Origin of the sequence: Leucobacter sp. MMO-125 (genome assembly GCF_037148395.1) — a bacterium.
In the GTDB taxonomy this organism is placed as follows: domain Bacteria; phylum Actinomycetota; class Actinomycetes; order Actinomycetales; family Microbacteriaceae; genus Leucobacter.
This window is the reverse complement of record NZ_JBBCTL010000001.1, coordinates 105,634-125,602: the sequence shown is the minus strand read 5'-3', so window position 1 is coordinate 125,602 and position 19,969 is coordinate 105,634. Positions and strand designations below refer to the sequence as shown.

19 protein-coding genes, 1 tRNA gene and 1 pseudogene are annotated in these 19,969 nt (G+C 68.4%); 10 read left to right on the top strand and 11 right to left on the bottom strand.

What is annotated here, in order from left to right; translation table 11 throughout:
• Window positions 1–153 precede the first annotated feature (153 nt).
• Window positions 154–1,467 (bottom strand): M20/M25/M40 family metallo-hydrolase, encoded by a 1,314-nt coding sequence (locus tag WFI54_RS00595; protein WP_336650873.1) that lies wholly within the window; start codon window positions 1,465–1,467, stop codon window positions 154–156.
• 80 nt (window positions 1,468–1,547) lie between these two features.
• Between WFI54_RS00595 and WFI54_RS00590 the strand changes: the two are divergent.
• Both WFI54_RS00590 and WFI54_RS12730 read left to right on the top strand, forming a co-directional pair.
• Window positions 1,548–2,435: pseudogene (locus WFI54_RS00590) on the top strand (YibE/F family protein); the annotation flags it as partial.
• Window positions 2,436–2,445: 10 nt separating this feature from the next.
• Window positions 2,446–2,763, top strand: coding sequence for a YibE/F family protein (locus tag WFI54_RS12730; RefSeq protein ID WP_442918871.1), 318 nt, complete (start codon window positions 2,446–2,448; stop codon window positions 2,761–2,763).
• Here the strand turns inward: WFI54_RS12730 and WFI54_RS00585 are convergent.
• Entirely contained in the window at window positions 2,760–3,620 is an 861-nt protein-coding gene (locus WFI54_RS00585) for a M15 family metallopeptidase (RefSeq protein ID WP_336650871.1), read from the bottom strand. The genes WFI54_RS12730 and WFI54_RS00585 overlap by 4 nt on opposite strands.
• Window positions 3,621–3,657: 37 nt before the next feature.
• Here WFI54_RS00585 and WFI54_RS00580 point away from each other — a divergent pair, with 37 nt between their 5' ends.
• Complete coding sequence (locus tag WFI54_RS00580) at window positions 3,658–4,419, top strand: SDR family NAD(P)-dependent oxidoreductase (RefSeq protein WP_336650870.1); 762 nt, start codon at window positions 3,658–3,660, stop codon at window positions 4,417–4,419.
• 169 nt (window positions 4,420–4,588) lie between these two features.
• Window positions 4,589–5,137, top strand: coding sequence for a type 1 glutamine amidotransferase domain-containing protein (locus tag WFI54_RS00575; RefSeq protein WP_336650869.1), 549 nt, complete (start codon window positions 4,589–4,591; stop codon window positions 5,135–5,137).
• 74 nt (window positions 5,138–5,211) lie between these two features.
• On the opposite strand, the gene WFI54_RS00570 is transcribed toward WFI54_RS00575, so the two are convergent.
• Together WFI54_RS00570 and WFI54_RS00565 are read right to left on the bottom strand one after the other, a co-directional pair.
• Window positions 5,212–5,973 carry an SDR family oxidoreductase gene (locus tag WFI54_RS00570; protein WP_336650868.1) on the bottom strand — a complete coding sequence of 254 codons (762 nt, stop codon included), beginning with the start codon at window positions 5,971–5,973 and terminating at the stop codon, window positions 5,212–5,214.
• Window positions 5,974–6,177: 204 nt separating this feature from the next.
• Window positions 6,178–7,749, bottom strand: a complete 1,572-nt coding sequence (locus WFI54_RS00565; RefSeq protein WP_336650867.1) for a protein adenylyltransferase SelO — start codon at window positions 7,747–7,749, stop codon at window positions 6,178–6,180.
• Window positions 7,750–7,858: 109 nt separating this feature from the next.
• Between WFI54_RS00565 and WFI54_RS00560 the strand changes: the two genes are divergently transcribed.
• Complete coding sequence (locus tag WFI54_RS00560; protein ID WP_336650866.1) at window positions 7,859–8,755, top strand: TIGR01777 family oxidoreductase; 897 nt, start codon at window positions 7,859–7,861, stop codon at window positions 8,753–8,755.
• Between the two features lie 253 nt (window positions 8,756–9,008).
• On the top strand, window positions 9,009–9,890 hold the full coding sequence (locus WFI54_RS00555) for a GNAT family N-acetyltransferase (protein WP_336650865.1): 882 nt from the start codon (window positions 9,009–9,011) through the stop codon (window positions 9,888–9,890).
• Here WFI54_RS00555 and WFI54_RS00550 read toward each other — a convergent pair.
• Window positions 9,887–11,848: a BCCT family transporter gene (locus tag WFI54_RS00550; RefSeq protein WP_336650864.1), complete on the bottom strand. Its 1,962-nt coding sequence runs from the start codon at window positions 11,846–11,848 to the stop codon at window positions 9,887–9,889. The genes WFI54_RS00555 and WFI54_RS00550 overlap by 4 nt on opposite strands.
• Window positions 11,849–12,095: 247 nt before the next feature.
• Here WFI54_RS00550 and WFI54_RS00545 point away from each other — a divergent pair, with 247 nt between their 5' ends.
• The 3 genes from WFI54_RS00545 to WFI54_RS00535 are packed head-to-tail and all read left to right on the top strand — an operon-like array spanning window position 12,096 to window position 14,703.
• Window positions 12,096–13,046 carry a metal ABC transporter substrate-binding protein gene (locus tag WFI54_RS00545; protein WP_336650863.1) on the top strand — a complete coding sequence of 317 codons (951 nt, stop codon included), beginning with the start codon at window positions 12,096–12,098 and terminating at the stop codon, window positions 13,044–13,046.
• Window positions 13,043–13,834, top strand: a complete 792-nt coding sequence (locus WFI54_RS00540) for a metal ABC transporter ATP-binding protein (RefSeq protein ID WP_336650862.1) — start codon at window positions 13,043–13,045, stop codon at window positions 13,832–13,834. Before WFI54_RS00545 ends, WFI54_RS00540 begins: the two co-directional genes overlap by 4 nt.
• Window positions 13,831–14,703, top strand: a complete 873-nt coding sequence (locus WFI54_RS00535; protein WP_336650861.1) for a metal ABC transporter permease — start codon at window positions 13,831–13,833, stop codon at window positions 14,701–14,703. The genes WFI54_RS00540 and WFI54_RS00535 overlap by 4 nt, the downstream gene beginning before the upstream one ends.
• A gap of 76 nt (window positions 14,704–14,779) precedes the next feature.
• Here WFI54_RS00535 and WFI54_RS00530 read toward each other — a convergent pair whose 3' ends face one another.
• Together WFI54_RS00530 and WFI54_RS00525 are read right to left on the bottom strand one after the other, a co-directional pair.
• Window positions 14,780–15,166: an SHOCT domain-containing protein gene (locus tag WFI54_RS00530; RefSeq protein WP_336650860.1), complete on the bottom strand. Its 387-nt coding sequence runs from the start codon at window positions 15,164–15,166 to the stop codon at window positions 14,780–14,782.
• Between the two features lie 193 nt (window positions 15,167–15,359).
• Window positions 15,360–16,037, bottom strand: a complete 678-nt coding sequence (locus WFI54_RS00525; protein ID WP_336650859.1) for a helix-turn-helix transcriptional regulator — start codon at window positions 16,035–16,037, stop codon at window positions 15,360–15,362.
• 252 nt (window positions 16,038–16,289) lie between these two features.
• On the opposite strand from WFI54_RS00525, the gene WFI54_RS00520 reads away from it, so the two are divergent.
• Window positions 16,290–16,604: a DUF7882 family protein gene (locus WFI54_RS00520; RefSeq protein WP_336650858.1), complete on the top strand. Its 315-nt coding sequence runs from the start codon at window positions 16,290–16,292 to the stop codon at window positions 16,602–16,604.
• Between the two features lie 9 nt (window positions 16,605–16,613).
• On the opposite strand, the gene WFI54_RS00515 is transcribed toward WFI54_RS00520, so the two are convergent.
• The 4 genes from WFI54_RS00515 to WFI54_RS00500 all read right to left on the bottom strand — a co-directional run bounded on the left by WFI54_RS00515 (window position 16,614) and on the right by WFI54_RS00500 (window position 19,922).
• On the bottom strand, window positions 16,614–17,132 hold the full coding sequence (locus WFI54_RS00515) for a hypothetical protein (RefSeq protein WP_336650857.1): 519 nt from the start codon (window positions 17,130–17,132) through the stop codon (window positions 16,614–16,616).
• A gap of 132 nt (window positions 17,133–17,264) precedes the next feature.
• Window positions 17,265–17,350 (bottom strand) — tRNA-Leu (locus tag WFI54_RS00510).
• A 217-nt stretch (window positions 17,351–17,567) separates the two neighbouring features.
• Window positions 17,568–18,062 (bottom strand): Cys-tRNA(Pro) deacylase, encoded by a 495-nt coding sequence (ybaK, locus tag WFI54_RS00505; RefSeq protein WP_336650856.1) that lies wholly within the window; start codon window positions 18,060–18,062, stop codon window positions 17,568–17,570.
• A 51-nt stretch (window positions 18,063–18,113) separates the two neighbouring features.
• A complete protein-coding gene (locus WFI54_RS00500; protein ID WP_336650855.1) occupies window positions 18,114–19,922 on the bottom strand; it encodes a DEAD/DEAH box helicase in 1,809 nt (602 codons plus the stop codon).
• Window positions 19,923–19,969 lie beyond the last annotated feature (47 nt).

Sequence of the window (19,969 nt, the reverse complement as noted above, 5' to 3'; positions counted from 1 at the left end):
TGCGGGCCGCGGTCAAGAATAGCTCAGGGCCGCCGCGAACTCTCGGAGCGGCGGATCGGGTGCGGCGCGGACCAGGAGGATCGGGGCGGATCGGCGTCGCACCGGCCTGATCCGCCGCCTCGGCACCGCGCAAGCACCGATCTGCCGCATTGCTCAGTAACTGCGCAGCAGGTCTACAAGCACTCGGTGCCCGAAATCGAGGGCGTCGAGCGGCACCCGCTCATCGACGCCGTGGAACATGCCCGGGAAGTCGAGGTCGGCCGGCAATCGCAGCGGGGCGAAGCCGTAGCCCGCGATGCCGAGGCGTGACAGGGCCTTGTTGTCGGTGCCGCCTGAGAGCAGATAGGGCAGCACGCGCGCTTCGGGATCGGCGCGGCGCAAGCACGCCGTCATCGCGTCGACGAGTTCACCGGCGAACGGCACCTCGAGGCCGATATCGGAGTGCACGGTCTCGATCTCGATGTCGGGGCCGACAATCTCTTGTACCAGGGCCAGCACCTCACCCTGCTCGGAGGGCAGCGAGCGCACGTCGACGAGCGCTTCGGCGGTGTCGGGGATGACATTGTGCTTGTAGCCCGCGGAGAGCACCGTCGGGTTGCTCGTGTTGCGCAGGCTCGCCTGGATGAAGCCGCCACTCTTACCGAGGCGCAGCACGAGCTCATCGGGCGCCACCTCGCGGGGGTCTTCGCCGAGGATCGCGGCAAGCTCGTCGATGAGCTCGCGTGTGGTGTCGCAGAGGGTGACTGGCCACTCGTGCCGCCCGAGCGCCGCGATGGCCTCGGCGAGCCGCGTCACGGCGTTGTCGTGCCACACCCGGGAACCGTGGGCGGCGGTGCCACGGGCGCGCAGGCGAATCCAGTCGAGGGCCTTCTCGCCCGTCTGCACCAGATAGGCGCGCGTGCCCGCCACATCAATGGAGTAGCCACCAACCTCGCTGATCGCCGCAGTAGCGCCGGCGAAGAGCTCGGGGTGGTGCTCGACGAGGTGGTGCGAGCCATAGACACCGCCGTTCTCCTCGTCAGCGAAGAAAGCCAGGATGATCTCGCGGCGGGGCCGCTCCCCCGCCCGCAGCAGCTCGGCGATCGCCGTGAGAATCATGGCGTCCATGTCTTTCATGTCGACAGCGCCCCGCCCCCACAGCATGCCGTCGGCGATCACCCCGGCGAAGGGGTCGACACTCCAACCGGCAGGATCAGCAGGCACCACGTCGAGATGACCGTGCAGCACCAGAGCCGGCAGGCCGGGCTCGTCTCCAGGCACGCGCGCCACCACGCTGGCGCGGCCCGGCAGCGACTCGAAGATTTGCGGCTCGAGGCCCAGATCTCGCAGGTATGCCGCCACGTACTCTGCTGCTGGCAGCTCGGGTTCGGCGTCGCCGCCACCGCGATTGGTGGTATCGATGCGGATGAGATCGCGCGCCACGCGCGCGGTCTCGGAGAGCTGGGGGTCGGTGATCTCGCTGCTCATGGCTCCAGCGTAGCCGCAGCCTCTGACACGGCGTCGAAGCATGACGCCGGAGAGCGCCCGCGGCACTACGATAATTGGTAATGAGAATCATTAATCCATTCAAGCTCGTTGCTGTCGTGATGCTCACCCTCGTAGCGGCCGCGACCGTCTGGGGCATCATCGCTCTCTGGCCCGACGCCGAACGCGTCACTCGGGCAGCAGACCGCGCGCCCCTCGTGGCGGAAGGCACCACGTTCGAAACCGGCGAACTGCTCGCGGTGACCGAAGGCTGCGCCGAAGCCCCCGGCAGCACGGCCGACGATTGCCTGACCTTCTCCATCGGCATTCGCAGCGGCGACGACGCCGGCCAGCTCGTCGACATCACCGCCCGGGGCGCCGTCGCCCGGGCCGGCCTGCAAGTCGGCGACCGTATCGAGCTCATGGCCTCCCCGCACGTGCCCGCCGCCGAGACCCACTACCGGCTCGCGAATCAGTACAGCGTCTCAGGAGTCTTCCGCGGCCTGCCGCTCGCGATCCTCGCGCTCGTCTGCATCGCGGTTGTGATCGCGGTGGGCAGGATCAGGGGCCTGCTCGCCATCGTCGCACTCGGGATCAGCGCTTCCGTGATCCTCGCCTTCCTGCTGCCCGCGCTCGTGGCCGGCTCCCCCGGCCTGCCCGTCGGGGTCGTCGCGTCGAGCGCGATCATGTTCGTGATCCTGTACCTGGTGCACGGCTTCAACATGCGCACCACCTCGGCGCTCGTCGGCACACTGTGCGGCATCGCGATCATGGCCGGCATCTCGCTGATCGCCACGCAGGCGACGCGCCTCAGTGGCATCGGCGATGAGGCCTCGGGCACCCTTGCAGGCGTGGCCGAGCACATCGACTTCCGCGGGCTGCTCAGCTGCTCCGTCATCATTGCCGGACTCGGGATCCTCAACGACGTCACCATCACCCAGGCCTCGTCGGTGTGGGAGCTGCGCGCGGCCGCCCCCCGCGATGCCGCGGCGCGAGCTGTACGCGAGCGCGATGCGGATCGGCCGCGACCACATCGCTTCGACCGTGTACACGGTGTTTTTCGCGTACGTCGGGGCGGCACTCGGCGTGCTGATCCTGCTGCACCTCACCGACCGGCCGCTGCTCTCGCTCCTCACGCACGAGGACATCGCGATCGAGGTGGTGCGCACCCTGTGCGGCAGCATCGGCCTTGTGCTCGCCGTACCCATCACCACCTGGGCGGCGGTCTGCTTTGCACCCGCTCCCTCGGTCGGTGCCGCAGACGCGGCACCGCCCGCCGAGACGCCGACCGCCTCCTAGCGCACCGGCGCGTCAACAGCTCGGGCGTCGTCGCCGAGCGGGTATGAGAAGTGCCACCACTCCAGTTCGTAGGGCTCGAAACCGCCGGCGATCATCGCCTCGCGCAGCCGCGCCCGGTTGGCGGCATGCTCGGGCGCGAGACCCTCGGCATCGTAGTGCGACCGCTCGCCGAAGAAATCGAACGGGCCACCCATGTCGAGCGGCTCGCCGCCGGCCAAGTCGACGAGTGTGAGGTCGACGGTGCCTCCGAGCGAGTGCTTGGAGCGCTCGGCGATGTAGCCGAGTTCGAAGAGCTGCGGCTTCTCGAAGTCGGGGTAGTACTCCGCGCGGGTCGAATCATCGTCGGTGCGGGCCCAGTCCATGAAGAAGCGCACCGCCCGCGTGGGCCGGTAGGCATCGTAGACGCGGAGGCCGAGGCCCTCCGCCTCGAGCTCCCGCTGCACTCCGGCAAGCGCGGCCGCCGCATCGCGCTGCAGGATCACCCGGTCGTCGGCCTCGTAGCCGTCGACTACATGCCCGGTGAAGTTGCGGGTGCCCGCGTAGCGCAGCTCGACCTCGATGCCGGGTTCGAGCTCACGGGCGTCGACAAAGTCGTCGGGCATGGTGCGCGGTTCCGCGGCGTCCGCGCGCCCGTCGATCCGCTCCTCGGCCGGGGCCGGAGGCACACGCTGCGCCGAACCGACCGCAACCGCCCCTATGGCACCGGCCGCAGCACCGAGCAGCAGCACGATCCCAGTCGACAGCGCCGCGATCCTCGCACGACGCGACACAAGCCTGCGCGCCAGCAGCAGCGATCCGAGCGCCAGCGCGCCGAGCAGCACGAATCCGACAACTGCGATGATCTGAGGCGCTGGCACATCATCAGCCTAGGTGCCGGATGAGAGACTGGGCGACATGGCATATCTCGCGCTCGTCACCGGAGCCTCCGCCGGGCTCGGCGCTGAACTCGCTCGGCAGCTCGCGCAGCGCCACGTGAACCTGGTGCTCGTCGCCCGCGACGAGGCACGACTCGAAACCCTCGCCCGCCAGTTGCGCAGCGAGCACGGCGTCACCGTCGAAGTGCTCGCTGCCGACCTCACCGAGCCTGACGGCCTCGAACGCGCGGCGCAGCGCGTCGCCGACCCCAGCTCGCCCGTCGACATTCTCATCAACAACGCCGGTTTCGGCGTATATGAGGGCTTCGAGTCGAGCCGTATCGCCGACGAACGGCAACTGCACGAGCTGCTGTCGTGGGTGCCGCTGCGGCTCGCGCACGCCGCGATCCCGGGCATGCTCGCGCGCCGCCGCGGCTGGATCATGAACGTCGCGAGCGTCGCCGCATTCACCCCGAGCGGCAGCTACGGCGCGGCGAAGGCCGCGGTCGTCTCACTTTCGCGGTCGCTGAACGCCCGGTACCGGCGCAGCGGGGTGCGGATCACGGCCCTCTGCCCCGGCCTGCTCGACACAGAGTTCCACGAGCGCATGGGGGCGGATCATCTCCCCCGGCTCCCCCGCATCGCCTGGGCCGAGACCTGCCGAGTCGCCCGCGAGGGACTTCGCGGGCTGTATCGGGGCCGTGCCGTGGTCGTCTCGGACTGGCGCTACCGACTCACCAAGCCCCTCATCTCCGTGATCCCCGACCGTCTTTTGGAACGCGCCACCACCACTAGCGAGTGATCGGCGCGTCGGGCGAAATGCGCCCCAACGGCCCGGCGATCCGCCCCCGGCGAGAGCACCGCGCGCAAGATAGCGATTTGCGCGAGCCAGCGCAACGGGGTGTCCGCCCAGGCGCCGAGACGGTTGACTGGAACTGATCCGATGCACGCAACGAGATTAGGAGAACTCCATGACGCACCTGACCGGAAAGCGCGTAGCGATCCTCGCCACGAACGGCTTCGAAGATTCAGAGCTGACCGAGCCACTGTCCGCTGTGCGAGAGCACGGTGCCGAGGTTGACATCGTTTCGACGAACACCGGCACGATCCGCGGCAAGAATGGGCATGAGGCCCCGGTGAGTCGTTCCTCCGCCGAGGCCAGCGCCGCCGACTACGACGCACTCGTGCTGCCGGGCGGAGTGGTGAACGGCGACCGCATCCGGCTCGACGAGCACGCCGTGGCTTTCACCCGCGACTTCTTCGAGCAGCACAAGCCGGTCGCCGCAATCTGCCACGGCGGCTGGATCCTCGCCGACGCAGACGTGCTGCATGGTCGCACCGTCACCTCGTACCCGAGCCTGCGAACCGATCTGCGCAACGCCGGCGCAACCTGGGTGGATGAAGAGGTGGTGGTCGATCAGGGCCTCGTCACGAGCCGCACCCCTGACGACCTGCCAGCATTCAACGCGAAACTCGTGGAGGAGATCGCCGAGGGCAAGCACCGCGGGCAAACTGCCTAGCGGGCCTGCCCTGCAGGACGTCCAGCCTTCCCCTCGGGGCGGGCCGGACGCCCTGCTGCGTCCCCGTCACCACTTCAGCCGCGCGGACCGCCCGCCACATAGAGCACCTGACCCGACACGAAGCCGCTCGCCTCGTCAGCGAAAAAGGCGACCGCGTGCGCGATGTCCTCGGGAGTGCCCACGCGCCGCACCGGCACCGCCGCGGTCTCGCGCGCGACGAGCTCGTCGAAGCCAATGCCAAGCCGCTCGGCGACAGAGCGGGTCATGTCGGTGACCGTGAACCCCGGCGCGACCGCGTTGGCGGTGATCCCGAAGCGGCCGAGTTCGAGCGCGAGCGTCTTCGTGAAGCCCTGGATGCCGGCTTTGGCCGCTGAGTAGTTCGCTTGCCCCGAGTTGCCGAGCGCCGAGGTGCTGGAGATGTTCACGATCCGCCCCCAACCGTGATCCACCATGTGTTGCTGCGCTTCGCGGCTCATCAGGAACGCGCCGCGCAGGTGCACGCTCATGATCGTGTCCCAGTTCTCGACGGGCATCTTGAATAGCAGATCGTCGCGCAGCACGCCCGCGTTGTTGACGAGGATCAGCGGCGGCCCGAGGCGCTCCGCGACCTGGGCCACCCCGTCCCGCACGCTCTGCTCATCGCTCACATCAACGGCGAACGCTGCGGCTTCGCCACCCGATGCGCGGATGAGCTGCGCGGTCTCCGTCGCACCGTCGAGATCGAGGTCGAAGAGCGCGAGCCGCGCGCCGCGCCGCGCGAGTTCGAGGGCGATCGCGCGCCCGAGCCCGCGGGCCGCTCCGGTGACGATCGCCGTCCGAGGCCGAGGTGTGTCCATGATCCGCTCCCTTGCGCGCCTGTTTCCTCCCGCCCAGGCTACCCCTCCGGCCCCAATGGTGCCGCCCGCCCACGTAGTGCTCCACCCGGCTCGCTGCACCGCCGCGACTCGTCGCCCCACCGTTCTCGCCCCGACTGCTCCTACCAGCCCCTACTCCTTTCACCCCCGGGCGACGCGGGGGCAGCCGGGAGGGCAGGCTCCGCCTTAGGTGCCGCAGTAGGTGATGTGGGGGCGGCCGGGCGGGCCGGGGAGCGCGTAGGCTTCGAGGCCAGGTCGCGGGGCGAAGGGCCGCGTCACGGCGGCGAGCGCGGCTTCGAAGGGGGCGAGGTCGCCGTCGGATGCGGCAGCGAGCGCCTCATCGACGAGGTGGTTGCGGGCAATGTACAGGGGGTTCACGGCGTCCATAGCGTCGGGATCGGGGCTGAGCGCAAGCCAGGCTTCCAGCCATGCCCCGGCACCGCCGGCCCCACCGAGCAGTTCTTTGTAACGAATCGCGGCCCCAGCACCCCGATCGCCAGCACCACCGGCATCTCCAGAGCCCCCGGCCACCGCACGTGCGGTCTCGGCAAGCGCACGGAATGCGCGTGTGTAGTCGATCCGCCCCTCTGCGAGTTCTCGCAGCAGTTCTGCGGCGAGTGCGATCACGGTGTGGTCTTCGACGGGGTGTGCGGCGAGGCCGAGCTTGGCTCGTATGCCGGCGGTCCAGGCTGTGTCGTATGCGGGACCGAAGTTGTGGAGTGCGGCGACGGCCAGGCCCTCCGCGGTTTCGGGGTCTCCATCTGTTTCTTCGGCGATGAGTGGCAGCAGGGTTTCTGCGAAGCGGGTGAGGTTCCAGCCGGCGATGGCGACTTGGGCTCCGTAGGCGTAGCGGCCGTGGGTGTCGATCGAGCTGAACACCGCTGCGGGGTCGTAGGCGTCGAGAAAGGCGCAGGGCCCGTAGTCGATGGTCTCTCCCGAGATTGCGGTGTTGTCGGTGTTCATGACGCCGTGCACGAAGCCGACGAGCATCCATGAGGCGACGAGGCGCGCCTGCGCTTCGATTACGGCGGTGAGCAACCCCAGGTATGGGCTGTCGCCTTCCGTGAGTGCGGGGTAGTGTCGGTCGATTGCGAGGTCGGCGAGGCGGCGCAGCACTGCGGTGTCGCCGAGGGCGCGCGCGTACTGGAAGGTGCCGACGCGCAGGTGGCTGGCAGCCACCCTGGTGAGCACGGCGCCGGGCAGGGCGTCGAGGTCGCGTATGACGCGCTGGCCGGTGGCGACGACGGCGAGCGCGCGGGTGGTGGGGATGCCGAGTGCGTGCATCGCCTCCCCCATGAGGTGTTCGCGCAGCATGGGGCCGAGGGCGGCGAGGCCGTCGCCGCTTCTGGCGAAGGGGGTGCGGCCCGACCCTTTGAGGTGCACTTCGCGTGGCCTGCCGTGGGTGTCGGTGAGGTCGCCGAGGAGGAGGGCGCGGCCGTCACCGAGACGTGGGGTATAGGCGCCGAACTGGTGCCCGGCGTACGCCTGGGCGGTGTGGCGGCTGCCTTCGGGGTGGTCGACGCCGATGAGCCAGCGCGTGCCCTGTTCGCTGCGCAACCATTGGGGGTCGAGGTCGAGTTCTCGCGCGAGTGGCTCGTTGAGGGTGCGGATCGCGGGGTGTTCTGGGCGCATCGCCTGCCAGGGCAGCGCGAGTTCGGGGAGCTGCGCGGCGAATGCTGAGCCGAGGGCAGGGGTGTTGCGCGCGTTCCTTGTGCGGGGGTCGGCGGGGGCCGCCGCGGTCTGATGTGGCGTGCGCATGCCCCGAGGGTACGCCTGCTTCCTCTCCTCGCGCTCAGTGAGGGGCTGCGCAGGGCTGCGAGCGTGCAGGGCACGGGGCTAGGATCGGGTCAGGCGAAGGGGGCGCAGCATGGGTGGACATGTGGTGATCTCGGGCGGATCCGGGTTGATTGGTGGGGCGCTGAGCTGGCTGCTGCAGGCTGAGGGGTGGCGGATCACGCACCTGGTGCGGCGGCAGGCTCGGGGGCCGCATGAGGTCGAGTGGCTCAGGGATGGGCGTCCGCTCGATCCGGCGGTGCTCGACGGTGCTGACGCTGTGGTGTGCCTCAATGGCGCGAGTATTGGCAAGCTGCCGTGGACGGCGGGGTATCGCCGCACGTTGCGAGAGTCACGGCTGCTCCCCACTCGCACGATCGCGACCGCACTGCGCGAGCTCGGTGGGCGGGCTCCGGCGTTCCTGAGCGCGTCGGCGGTGGGCTACTACGGTGATCGCCCTGGTGAGACGCTTGACGAGTCGAGCCCGCAGGGCAGTACCTTTCTTGCAGATTTGAGCGGGGCGTGGGAGCGGGAGGCCCGTGCTGCTGGGCGTGAGACGCGGGTGGTGCTGCTGCGCACGGCTCCGCTGCTGCACACCGAGGGGGTGCTGAAGCCGCTGCTCGCACTCACGAAGCTGGGGGTGAGTGGGCCGCTCGGTGCCGGCACGCAGCTGTGGCCGTGGATCTCGATCGACGACGAGGTGCGGGCGATCCGCCACCTCATCACCGCAGACGTCGAAGGGCCTGTGAATTTGTGCGGGCCGCAGCCCGCCACCGCGAACGATATCGGGGGGGAGCTGGCCCGGCAGCTGCACCGCCCATTCCTGGTACCGGCGCCGGCGTGGGCGTTGCGGTTGGGGATCGGGCGCGATGCGGCAGACTCCCTGCTGCTCGCGGATGCGAGGGTGGTGCCTGCGGTGCTGGAACGGTCGGGCTTCGCTTTCGATCACCCCACAGTGGAACTGGCGGTTTCGGCGGCGCTCGCGGGCTAGGGTGCATCTCGTACATCGTTGCCGTTGCGAGCAGCGCCAGGGCGGGGTGCCAAGCAAGGCGGAGGAAGACGGTTTGCTGGTTGTAAATCTGACGATGACTCTACCCAGGCAGGGGGCTCGCCGACTGCACGGAAATCGCCTCCGGCACCGCGGCACGTCCGCCGCGCGACGGTGACGGGCTACTGGAGAACGAGCAGTTGCCGCGTTTGCGCCCCGTAGACTGCGGGCAGGAACCTATCCCGCGGAGGTGCTCATGCCCGGATCGATCAGGATCGAACGCGTCGGCGTCGCAGCGCTGCCGCGCCTCGCGCCGCTCTGGGAGGCGCTCTTCGACCATCACGTCGCGATCGGGGCCGCCGGGCTGGCGGTCATCGACCGCGAGGAGAGCTGGGCGCTGCGCGAGCGTCACTATCGGCGGCTCAGCGCGGAGCACCCGTGGGTCTCGATCCACCTCGGCGTGCAGGAGGGGTGCCCCGTAGGCTACGCACTCAGCTACGCCGACGAGATCGACGGCCGGCCGGCGATGGTGCTCGAGACGCTCAGCGTGCTGCCCGAGGCGCGCGGTGCTGGCGTCGGCACCCGGCTCATGCGCGCGGTCGATGCGGAGGCCGATGCGGCCGGGATCGGGACCGCCGGGGTCGACGTGATGGGCGGCAACCCGCGCCCCCGCAAGCTGTACCTCGCCGAGGGCTACCGCCCGCACTCCAAGAGCTGGCTGCGGTCGCGACGCCCCGGCGGTGGGGAGACCGCTGGAGGCGCGGCAGGATCGCGCGCCGTCGTCAGCGCATCAGTCGGCACCGCCGGCACGTCGGCAGGAGCCGACGCCGAGCTTCGCGCGCTCGCCGCAGAGCTTGGCTTCGCCCTGGAGTTCTCGCCCGGCCCGGACGACACCTGGGTCTCCTCCGACCGCATCGCGGAGCTCGTCCCCGCCGCTGCGGGCACCGTCACGGATCCCCTCCGCATCGGCGCGCTGTTCGACGGACTCGCCGACGCCGGTGCCTGGACCGCGCGCGTCGAGATCCAGGCCGCCCCGGCGCACGAGGCCCTGCGTTCGGCGCTCGTCGCGCTCGGCTTCCGGCTCAGCACCGAGCGCCTTGTGCGCCGGCAACCTATGCACCGGCGCCGACCTGTCTAGCGTTTCTCGCCGGGGCGGCGCCCGAAGGCTCCCCTGGTGCGCGAGATGCGGTAGTCGATCCGGTCGTCCACCCACGACTCGAGCTCTGGGATATCCGTGATGGTGCCGGCCAGCTCGTTCGAGATGTGCTCGGTCACCCGGTCGAGGCGCGCGATGCGTTCGGCGCGTTCGAGCACGCGGTCGTCGATACGCAGCGCACGCAGCGTCGACCAGCTCATCAGCAGCAGCACCACGCTGAACGGCAGCGCTGTGGCGAGCGCGGCCGCCTGCAACGACTGCAATCCACCCGCGAGCAGCAGTGCGATCGCCACCAGGCCTTCGAGCACCGCCCACAGCACTCGCGACCAGGTGGGAGGGTTGGGGTGGCCGCCAGAGGCGAGCATGTCGACCACCAGTGATCCCGAATCCGATGAGGTGATGAAGAAGATCGCCACGAGCAGGATTCCGAGCACCGAGAACACCGTGCCGAAGGGCAGATCCCCGAGCACCTTGAACAGGGCGCTCTCGACGTGCACCTCGTCGTTCACGACGAGGTCGCCCGCACCGAAGATCTGCCTGTAGAGACCGGCCCCACCCATCACCGAGAACCACACGATACCGACGAGCGTGGGCACGAGCAGCACCCCCGCGATGAACTCGCGCACGGTGCGGCCGCGCGAAATTCGGGCGATGAAGATGCCTACGAACGGCGACCAGGAGATCCACCACCCCCAGTAGAAGATGGTCCAGCCCGAGAACCAGCTCGTGGCTTCGGGAGAGCGCTGATAGGCGCCGATGTCGAAGGTCATCTGCAGCGCGTTCGCGAGGTAGAAGCCAATCGACTCGGTGAGGTTCTGCAACAGGAACAGGGTCGGCCCGAGCAGCAGCACACTGATGAGCAGCAATCCCGCAACCGACAGGTTGATGTTCGAAAGCCACTTCATCCCCGCACCGATACCGCTGATCACCGAGAACATGGCGATGAGCGTGATCACGAGGATCAGCACCACGAGCAGGGTGTTATCCACCCTGTCGACCACTCCGATCTCGGCCATGCCCGCGGAGATCTGCTGCACGCCGAGTCCCAGTGAGGTCGCCACGCCGAAGACGGTGCCGAAGATCGCGAGCACATCGATCAGATCGCCCACCCAACCTTTGACGCGCTCACCGAAGAGGGGTTCAAGCGCCCAGCGAATGGACACGGGCCGGCCGCGGCGGTGAATGGCGTAGGCGATCGAGAGGCCGATGATCGCGTAGATCGCCCACGGGTGCAGCCCCCAGTGCACGAAGGTCTGCGCCATGGCAAGGCCGGCGAGTTCGGCCTGGTCGCCTTCCCAGCCGGGCTTCGGCTGCACCGTCGCATAGGTGAGGGGTTCGCCGACCCCGTAGAACACGAGACCGATGCCCATGCCCGCTGCGAAGAGCATCGCGAACCAGGAGAGCGCCCCGAACTCGGGGGTGTCATCATCGCGGCCGAGGCGGATCCGCCCGAGCCGCGAACACGCAATGCCGACCGCGACCACGATGAACACCGCCACGATGATCATGTAGTACCAGCCGAGGTTCTCAACGATCCAGCTCTGCACCGCGGTGAAGACGTTATCTGCGAGCGCGGGAGCGACAATCGCGAACAGCGAGACGAGGAGGATCACGATGAGCGCGGGCCAGAACACTCGGGGCGAGATCATGCCTTTCCCGATACGCACCCCGTGACGCCGAAGCTTCTCGGTGATGCGGGCATCGGAATCGTCTTCGGCGATCTGCACCGACTGCGGCAGATGCACGGTGACCGGCAGTTCGGGATCGGAGGGGATCGCGGCAGCAACCCGGTTCAGCTGCGCGGCGAGTTCAGCCTCTGATGCGATTCCCGCAGTGGCGGCGTGATCCGGCACGGCCGCATCGTCGCCGTGGGCAGCCCGATGCGATGGGTCGTGCCTGTCCTGCCCCGCCCCATCATCCTGCTGATCCTGTGAACTCATAGCCCCTCCGCCCCTATCAGCTGAACCATTCCAGCTCTTATACCTTTGCGGCCCAGACAAGGCATTGCAAGCCGAGCCCGCTCGCGGATCGCGATCCGCTGCGGCCTGCGAGGGCCGGTTGCATCACTGCACCAAGCAACATCGACACAACAGACTTGAAAGTTCGGCATGACGAACTTTAGGATGGACATCACCGAACCTCTTCGTCGATCCGCACCAACCCCCACCGAAACCGCACAGGAGCCCCATGCCCCGCCGCACCCACCGCGCCGCCGCACACGGCGGCCTCACCCTCGCCGCACTCGCGCTCGCCGCAAGCACCCTGCTGGGATGCGGATCGGCCACTTCGGCAGACGAAGCCTCACCCGACGGCGGCCGCCCCGTCGTGCTCACCACATTCACCGTGCTCGCCGATATGGCGCGCAACGTGGCCGGCGACCACCTGCGCGTCGAATCGATCACCAAGCCCGGTGCAGAAATTCACGGCTACGAACCCACACCGAGCGACGTGCGCCGCGCGGCAGACGCCGAACTGATCCTCAACAACGGCCTCGGTCTCGAAGCCTGGTTCGAACAGTTCGTGGCCGATCTCGACGTTCCCCGCGCCGTCGTCAGCGACGGCATCGAAGCGATCCCCATCGCCGGCGACGCCCACCACGGCCTGCCAAACCCGCACGCCTGGATGAGCCCACGCAGCGCGCAGCTCTACATCGACAACATCGTGACCGCCTTCAGCGCCCTCGATCCGCAGCACGCCGACGACTACGCCGCCAACGGCCAGGCCTACCAAACCGAACTGCAGAGCGTGCACGACGAACTCACCGCGCAACTCGCCGAACTGCCCGAGCAGCAGCGCGCCCTCGTCACCTGCGAAGGGGCCTTCTCCTACCTCGCCCGCGACACCGGACTCACCGAGCGCTATATCTGGGCCGTCAACGCCGAACAGCAGGCAACACCGCGCCAGATCGCGGGCACCATCGACTTCGTGCGCGACAACAATGTGCCAGCGGTGTTCTGCGAGTCGACCGTGTCAGACAAGCCGATGCGTCAGGTCGTCGAATCGACAGACGCCGTCTTCGGGGGCGTGCTCTACGTCGACTCCCTGTCAGAAGCCGGCGGCCCCGTGCCGAGCTACCTTGCGCTGATCCGCCACGATGCCAGCCTCATCGCCGAAGCCCTCACCGGGAGCACCCCATGAGCATCCCAGACCACACCGCCGCCTCCCCCGCTCCCGCGCTCGAGGTCCGCAACCTCACCGTGCGCTACGGCGAAGTGCTCGCCCTCGACTCCGCAAGCTTCGCCCTCGCGCGGGGCCGCGTCTGCGGCCTCGTCGGCATGAACGGATCAGGCAAATCGACTCTGTTCAAGGCGATCATGGGCATGATCCGCCCCGATGCCGGTGCCGTGCTCATCGACGGCGACCCGCCGGCGCGGGCCCGCGGAGACGGGCGGATCGGCTATGTGCCGCAGAGCGAAGACGTCGACTGGGCGTTTCCCGTCTCGGTGCGCGATGTCGTAATGATGGGGCGCTACGGGCACCTCGGCATCTCGCGCCGACCCCGGCGGGCCGATCGGGAGGCCGTCGATCGCGCGCTTGAACGCGTCGAGCTGAGCGACTACGCCGACCGGCAGATCGGGCGGCTCTCAGGCGGCCAGCGCAAGCGGGCCTTCGTGGCCCGCGGCATCGCGCAGGGTGCCACCACGCTGCTGCTCGACGAGCCATTCGCCGGCGTCGACAAACGCTCAGAAGCCACCATCACCAGGCTCCTGAAAGAACTCGCGAACGACGGGCACACGATCCTCGTCTCCACCCACGATCTGCACGCGCTCCCCGCCCTCGCCGACGAAGCCGTGCTGCTCATGCGCCGCGTACTCATGCAGGGCGCTCCCGAGGCGGTGCTGCAACCGGACGCGCTGGCCCTCGCCTTCGGGCTCGATGTGCTGCACCGCGACGGCGACCTTCCCGACCGAGGAGACGAGGCATGAACCCGCTCGACTTGCTGCTCGACCCGCTCAGCTACGATTTCATGACCCGCGCCCTCGCAACGGCCCTGATCGCCTCGGTGATCTGCGCGCTGCTCTCCTGCTGGCTCGTGCTGATCGGCTGGTCGCTGATGGGTGACGCCGTCTCGCATGCGGTGCTGCCGGGGGTTGCTCTCGCCTACATCGTAGGTGCGCCCTTCGCGCTGGGGGCGGTGGTGTTCGGTGTGCTCGCGGTCGCCCTCATCGGTGCCGTTCGCGACTCGAGCCGGGTGAAAGAGGACGCCGCCATCGGCATCATCTTCACCACGCTGTTCGCGCTCGGGCTGGTGATCATCTCGGTCGTGCCGTCGCAGACCGATCTCACCCACATCATCTTCGGCAACCTGCTCGGCGTATCGACCGCCGATCTGCTGCAGATCGTGGTGCTTGCCGCACTCGTCATCGTGGTGCTGATCGTGAAGCGGCGCGATTTCACCCTGTTCGCCTTCGATCCCACGCACGCGCACGCCATCGGCCTGCGCCCGCGCGTGCTCGGCGCGATACTGCTGGGGCTGCTCGCCATGACCTCGGTGGTCGCGCTGCAGGCGGTGGGTGTGGTGCTGGTGGTCGCGATGCTCATCATTCCCGGCGCAACCTCCTACCTGCTCACGGACCGTTTCGGCCGCATGCTCTGGATCGCCCCCGCGATCGCTGCGGGCTGCGCTGTTGTGGGCCTCTACACGAGCTACTACCTCGACACCGCTTCTGGGCCCATGATCGTGCTCGCGCAGGGCACCGCGTTCGCGCTGGCCTACCTGTTCGCGCCACGTCAGGGCGTCATCGCCACGCGGGTGCTGGCGCGGCGACGTACGCGGCAGGCCAGCTCGGCCTGATGCTCGGCTGAAACGCCTGACGGCCCCGCCTGGTGCCGAAGCACCGACGGGGCCGTCAGTTGGTGGTGCGCGCCAATCAGGCGAGCGCCTGGCGCTTGAGCGTCGCGAACTCTTCTTCGGTGATCGCGCCTGCGGTCAGCAGTTGGTGCGCGCGCTCGATCTGCTGGGCCGGGCTGTCGCCGGCAACGGTGCGGATGTAGTCTTCGGCGGCGCGCTGCTGCTCATCGGCGGCTGCCGCGGCCCGGCGGCCCATGCCCTCGCCCCTCGCGATGAGGTAGACGAGCGCGGTGAGGAAGGGCACGAAGATCAGGAAGACAACCCAGATGGCCTTCACCCATCCCTTGGTGGTGCGGTCGCGGAACAGGTCGCCGATGATCGAGAACAGCGCCATGAGGTAGGCGACGAACACGAAGACCCAGAAGAACCAGACGATGATGTCCCAGAATGATGTCCAGAAAGACACGGTGAACTCCTTTATTGAGGCTGAAATAGGCGGATCCCTGCCGTCTACCGTGCGTCGAGTGGCCTGCGGTGATCGCTATTGCCACTCGACGAGCCGAATCCTATCCCACCGGGTGGGCCCGCAGCGAGCACAGCGAGGGTGGCGCCAAGGGCAATCCCCCAGCGGGCCTGGCTCCTGGTGCGTTTGCGGAAGTTCAGCGGCGTTGGGCCCGCTCAGGCAGCATGCCGTGCTCAATGCCCCACCGCACTGCTTGTGAGCGACGTTCAACGCCCATCTTGCGGTAGGCGGCCCGAATGTAGGACTTGAGCGAGTTGGGGCTGAGAAACAGCGTGGCTGCGATTTCGTCGTTCGTGTGCCCCTGAGTGATGAGGGCGACGACCTCGGCTTCGCGCACGCTGAGGCCGTGCTCACGGCCCGGCCACGAGCTTTCTGGCTCGGTCAGACGTGCGGGCTGCGCGGCACGCTCCGAGAGGGTCGCTGCGGGCAATGCGGCGCGCTGAGCGGTGGTGCTGCGTGCGGGTGCACGGCCCGCGATCCGCTCGAGCTCGGCGACGAGTTGATGCGCGGGAAGTGCCTTGTCGATTGCGGCGAGTCCCGCCGCGCTTTTCTCCGCCTCGTCGGTGTTCCATGCGTACACCACGACGGTGCCTGTCAGCGGATCGGCGGCAAGTTCGTCGAGGTCTTGCTGCGCCGCAAGCGCACGCCCGAAGGTGTCATAGAGGGTGAGGTCCACGCGCCGCCCGGAAACTTCCTGCACATCTTCCTCGACCACGCGCACCCGCTCGCCGAAGGGTTCGAGCATGGTGCGCAGCCCTGCCACGACAACCTCGTAGTCGTTGAGGAGACGAAGACTCAGCGGCTCAGTTTGCACACGATGAGTATAGGCAATGCGGCGGTGGGATTCGCCGCGAACGCGCCTGCCTGCGCCCCTGAACGATAGCCCGGAGGGGTGCTCCTTACCGGGTGTGCGCCCACGAGAATACACCCCTGCGGGTGAGGCCTGCGTGGCTACAGTTGCCCGGGGAGACACCTCTTCCCCCAACTCCACCGTGCCGGACGAGCCATCCGCCGGAACCGGCACCCCGCCTCAAGGAGTCGCTCAGGCCCGGAGACGAAGGCAGCAGTGGGAACACTCATTTACGGTAGGAACCAGGAGTATCGCTTCGACGACCGAACCCTGGAACATCTGCGAGTGGTGATCGTCAACAGGATGCGAAGAAACGAGTCATTCTTTCTCACCTGGACCGCTGACACTCAGCAGCGTGCGATCACCACCACGCTCTGGATCTCGGCCGGTGTGCCGATCGTCTTCCACTTCTCGGAGCGTGAGCGCCCGCAGCTTTCGCGGGAGTGGCTGCAGCGGCTCACGCAGTCGTCGTACTCACCCCGGGGGCTCGTGCTCACCCCGGAGCACGCAGCGGATCGCGCAGGCCGGTGATCCGCCCCCTCAGTCAGCCGGCGTCGAGTTGTCCAGCTTCGACGGCGCTTCGGGCGCCTTGAATGCCGCGCGCATGTGATCGCTCGTCAGGAAGTCGGCGATGCCGATCATGATGAGGCTGAAGATGATCTGCTCGGTGACCATCCACGCGGGATACAGCCCGGGGATCGCCGCAAGCACCAGGGTAATGACGGGGAAGATCTGCGAGAAGAGCCGCAAGCGCAGATACGCCCAACGCCAGCCGAGCGATGCCCGCCACGCGAAGTAGAACAGGGTGACGGTCATGCCGAACACCACGAGCGTGCGCATCCACACCGCGAACGGCACTGCCTCGCCGCCCGCAGCGATCGCAACGGCGATCACAACGGCCGCAACCCCGAGCAACAGCTCAGCGAGCAGCAACCACATGATCCAGGTGAAGGCGCGACGAGTCTTCGGATGGCTGCGCAGCTCATCGGAGATCGCGACGCCGGCTTGCCTGCCACCCGCGAGCTTGTCGAAGCGCTGGAGGATGCTCTCAAAGGTCATGGCTCGAGCTTAGCGAGCCATGCCCTGCTGCTCACGCTGAAACACGGCAGCCACCGTGGGCATCACCCCTGCCCCTATGCAAACAACCCCCGGCCGGTCGCAATGACCTGCCGGGGGTTGTCCTCATTCACGTGCGCGAGGGGGGACTTGAACCCCCACGCCCTAATACGGGCACTAGCACCTCAAGCTAGCGCGTCTGCCAATTCCGCCACCCGCGCGAACGATCCGGACCTTCATCGGCCGAACAGATAGTAATTTAGCACGGATCCCGGCGCGGTACGAATCCGGCGGGACCGGCCGGGCGCGTCGCGCCGGTTGGACCGGTGCCGCGCCCGGTTGCTGAGCGCCACACGGCCACGCCGATCCGCACCCGATCCGCTGCGACCCGCGCACCGCACTTCGCACCGCACCCCAGGTCCAAGCTCACGCCGCACCTCACGCCGCACGCCCGATCGACGCCACCACCGCGCCCGTCACGCGCACCAGATCCTGCGGCGCGAGTTCGATATCGAGGCCACGGCGACCACCCGACACGAGCACCGTGCCGTGATCCAGTGCCGACTCATCGAGCACCGTGCGCAAACGCGTGCGCTGCCCGACCGGGCTGATGCCACCCACCACGTAACCGGTCTTGCGCTCCGCAAGCACGGGATCCGCCATCACCGCCCGCCGGCCGCCAAGCACGGCGGCAAGCGCCTTCACATCGAGACGACCCGAAACCGGCACAATGCCGACGGCGAGCGCACCGTCAACTTCGGCAAGCAGCGTCTTGAATACGCGCTCGGGCACGACGCCGAGCGCAGCTGCGGCCTCTCCCCCAAAATCGCTCACCCCGGGATCATGCTCATAGGCCCGCAACTCGAAGGGGATGCCCGCCGCCACGAGCGCGAGTGTTGCCGGAGTCGAGGCTGCTGCGCGTTTCTTTCCCACAGGCCCATCCTACGAAGCTCCACGCACTGCGCCTGATCCTGCCCCGACCCGCTACGGGCGCAGTCGCCGCCGCAGCAACTCGATCCGCTTCTGCAGCTGGGTCACCGAGGCCTGCGCCACTGCCGGACCACCGCAGACCCGTCGCAGCTCGGTGTGAATATCCTTGTGCGGCTCTCCCGACACCTTCGCGTACATGCCCACGAGGCTCGACAGCAGCTTGCGCTGCTCGCCAAGGGTGCGGTGCAGCGCCTCGGGAGCCTCCGCTCGCTCCGGCGCGTGTTCGAGCAGCCCCTGACGGTTCGCCGAGCGGCGCGCCTGCCGCGCCTGCCGCTGCTGCAGCAGCGCCTTCACCTCCTGCGGTTCAAGCAGCCCGGGGAAGCCAAGAAAATCAAGCTCCTCCTCGCTCTCCACCTCGGCGTAGCCACCGAACTCGGCCCCGTCGAACACCGCCCTGTCGAAGTGCGCATCAGATCCGAGCGCCTGATACTTGAACTCGGCCTCTTCAAGCTCCGAAGAGGCGCGGTCCTCGCGCTCCGCCTCCGCCATGAGCGCGGCCTCGGCGTCCCACATCTCCTCCGCGCTCTTGGGGCCCTCGAGCACGTGGTTGCGCTCCTTCTCGAGCTCGGCGGCGAGCTGCATGAGCGCGGGCACGTTCGGAATGAACACCGAAGCGACCTCGCCGCGGCGCCGCGAACGCACGAAGCGACCGATGGCCTGCGCGAAGAACAACGGCGTCGACGAGCTCGTGGCGTACACGCCGACAGCAAGACGGGGCACGTCAACGCCCTCCGACACCATGCGCACCGCGACCATCCAGCGCGAATCCCCCGCCGAAAACGAGTCGATGTGTTCCGAGGCACCCGCATCATCCGACAGGATCAGCGCCACCTCTTCGCCGGTGATCTCGCGCAGCTGCCGCGCATACGACTTCGCGGCGGCGTGATCGGTGGCGATCACGAGCCCGCCGGCGTCGGGGATCTGCTGCCGCACCTCGCTTAGGCGGCGGTCGGCTGCGCGCAGCACCTTCGCGATCCAGTCGCCTGAGGGGTCGAGCGCGGTGCGCCACGCCTGTGAGGTGATGTCTTTCGTGTTGCCCTCACCGAGCGCGGCTTCCATCTCTTCGCCTGCCGAGGTCTGCCAGCGCATCTTGCCGGCGTAGACCATGAAGATGACCGGGCGCACGATGCCGTCGGCGAGCGCGCGCCCGTATCCGTAGTCGTAGTCGGTGAGCGAGAGGCGCGACCCGTCACCCTGGGGGGCGTACTGCACGAACGGGATCGGCGCATCGTCTGAGCGGAACGGGGTTCCTGTGAGCGAGAGGCGCCGCTTCGCGCTGCCGTAGGCTTCGCGGATCGCGTCGCCCCAGCTGAGTGCGTCGCCGCCGTGGTGCACCTCGTCGAGGATCACGAGCGTGTCGGCGTTTTCCGTGAGCAAGCGGTGCTGCACCGGTTTCATGGCGACCTGCGCGTAGGTGACGGCGACGCCGTGGAAGTGGCGGCCGTAGCCGAGCCCGTCGCTGTTGGAGTAGTGCGGGTTGAGGCGGATGCCCGCGCGGGCGGCCGCGTCGGCCCACTGGGTTTTCAGGTGCTCAGTGGGGGCGACGACCACGATCTGGCTGACGGTGTGGTTGGCGCGCAGGATTGAGGCGAGGCGCAGCGCGAACGTCGTCTTGCCGGCGCCCGGCGTCGCCGAGGCTAGGAAGTCGCGGGGGGCCTGCTCGAGGTACTGCTTGATCGCCTCCTCCTGCCAGGCGCGCAGCCGCGGGGCCGTGCCGTGGGCGGCGCGCTCGGGGTAGGCGGGGGGCAGGTGTTCGGCGGCGCTCGTTCCCGGGAGATGGAGGGCTGGATCCGAATCTGTCACAGCGTTCTAGACTAGCGGTGTAGATCGCGAGCGTTCTCAGACGGGCG

Bases quoted from the DNA above. Each gene is read 5' to 3' on its own strand.
- WFI54_RS00595 (WP_336650873.1), bottom strand. From the start codon at position 1,467: ATGAGCAGCGAGATCACCGACCCCCAGCTCTCCGAGACCGCGCGCGTG.
- WFI54_RS12730 (WP_442918871.1), top strand. From the start codon at position 2,446: ATGCCGCGGCGCGAGCTGTACGCGAGCGCGATGCGGATCGGCCGCGAC.
- WFI54_RS00580 (WP_336650870.1), top strand. From the start codon at position 3,658: ATGGCATATCTCGCGCTCGTCACCGGAGCCTCCGCCGGGCTCGGCGCT.
- WFI54_RS00575 (WP_336650869.1), top strand. From the start codon at position 4,589: ATGACGCACCTGACCGGAAAGCGCGTAGCGATCCTCGCCACGAACGGC.
- WFI54_RS00570 (WP_336650868.1), bottom strand. From the start codon at position 5,973: ATGGACACACCTCGGCCTCGGACGGCGATCGTCACCGGAGCGGCCCGC.
- WFI54_RS00565 (WP_336650867.1), bottom strand. From the start codon at position 7,749: ATGCGCACGCCACATCAGACCGCGGCGGCCCCCGCCGACCCCCGCACA.
- WFI54_RS00560 (WP_336650866.1), top strand. From the start codon at position 7,859: ATGGGTGGACATGTGGTGATCTCGGGCGGATCCGGGTTGATTGGTGGG.
- WFI54_RS00555 (WP_336650865.1), top strand. From the start codon at position 9,009: ATGCCCGGATCGATCAGGATCGAACGCGTCGGCGTCGCAGCGCTGCCG.
- WFI54_RS00550 (WP_336650864.1), bottom strand. From the start codon at position 11,848: ATGAGTTCACAGGATCAGCAGGATGATGGGGCGGGGCAGGACAGGCAC.
- WFI54_RS00545 (WP_336650863.1), top strand. From the start codon at position 12,096: ATGCCCCGCCGCACCCACCGCGCCGCCGCACACGGCGGCCTCACCCTC.
- WFI54_RS00540 (WP_336650862.1), top strand. From the start codon at position 13,043: ATGAGCATCCCAGACCACACCGCCGCCTCCCCCGCTCCCGCGCTCGAG.
- WFI54_RS00535 (WP_336650861.1), top strand. From the start codon at position 13,831: ATGAACCCGCTCGACTTGCTGCTCGACCCGCTCAGCTACGATTTCATG.
- WFI54_RS00515 (WP_336650857.1), bottom strand. From the start codon at position 17,132: ATGACCTTTGAGAGCATCCTCCAGCGCTTCGACAAGCTCGCGGGTGGC.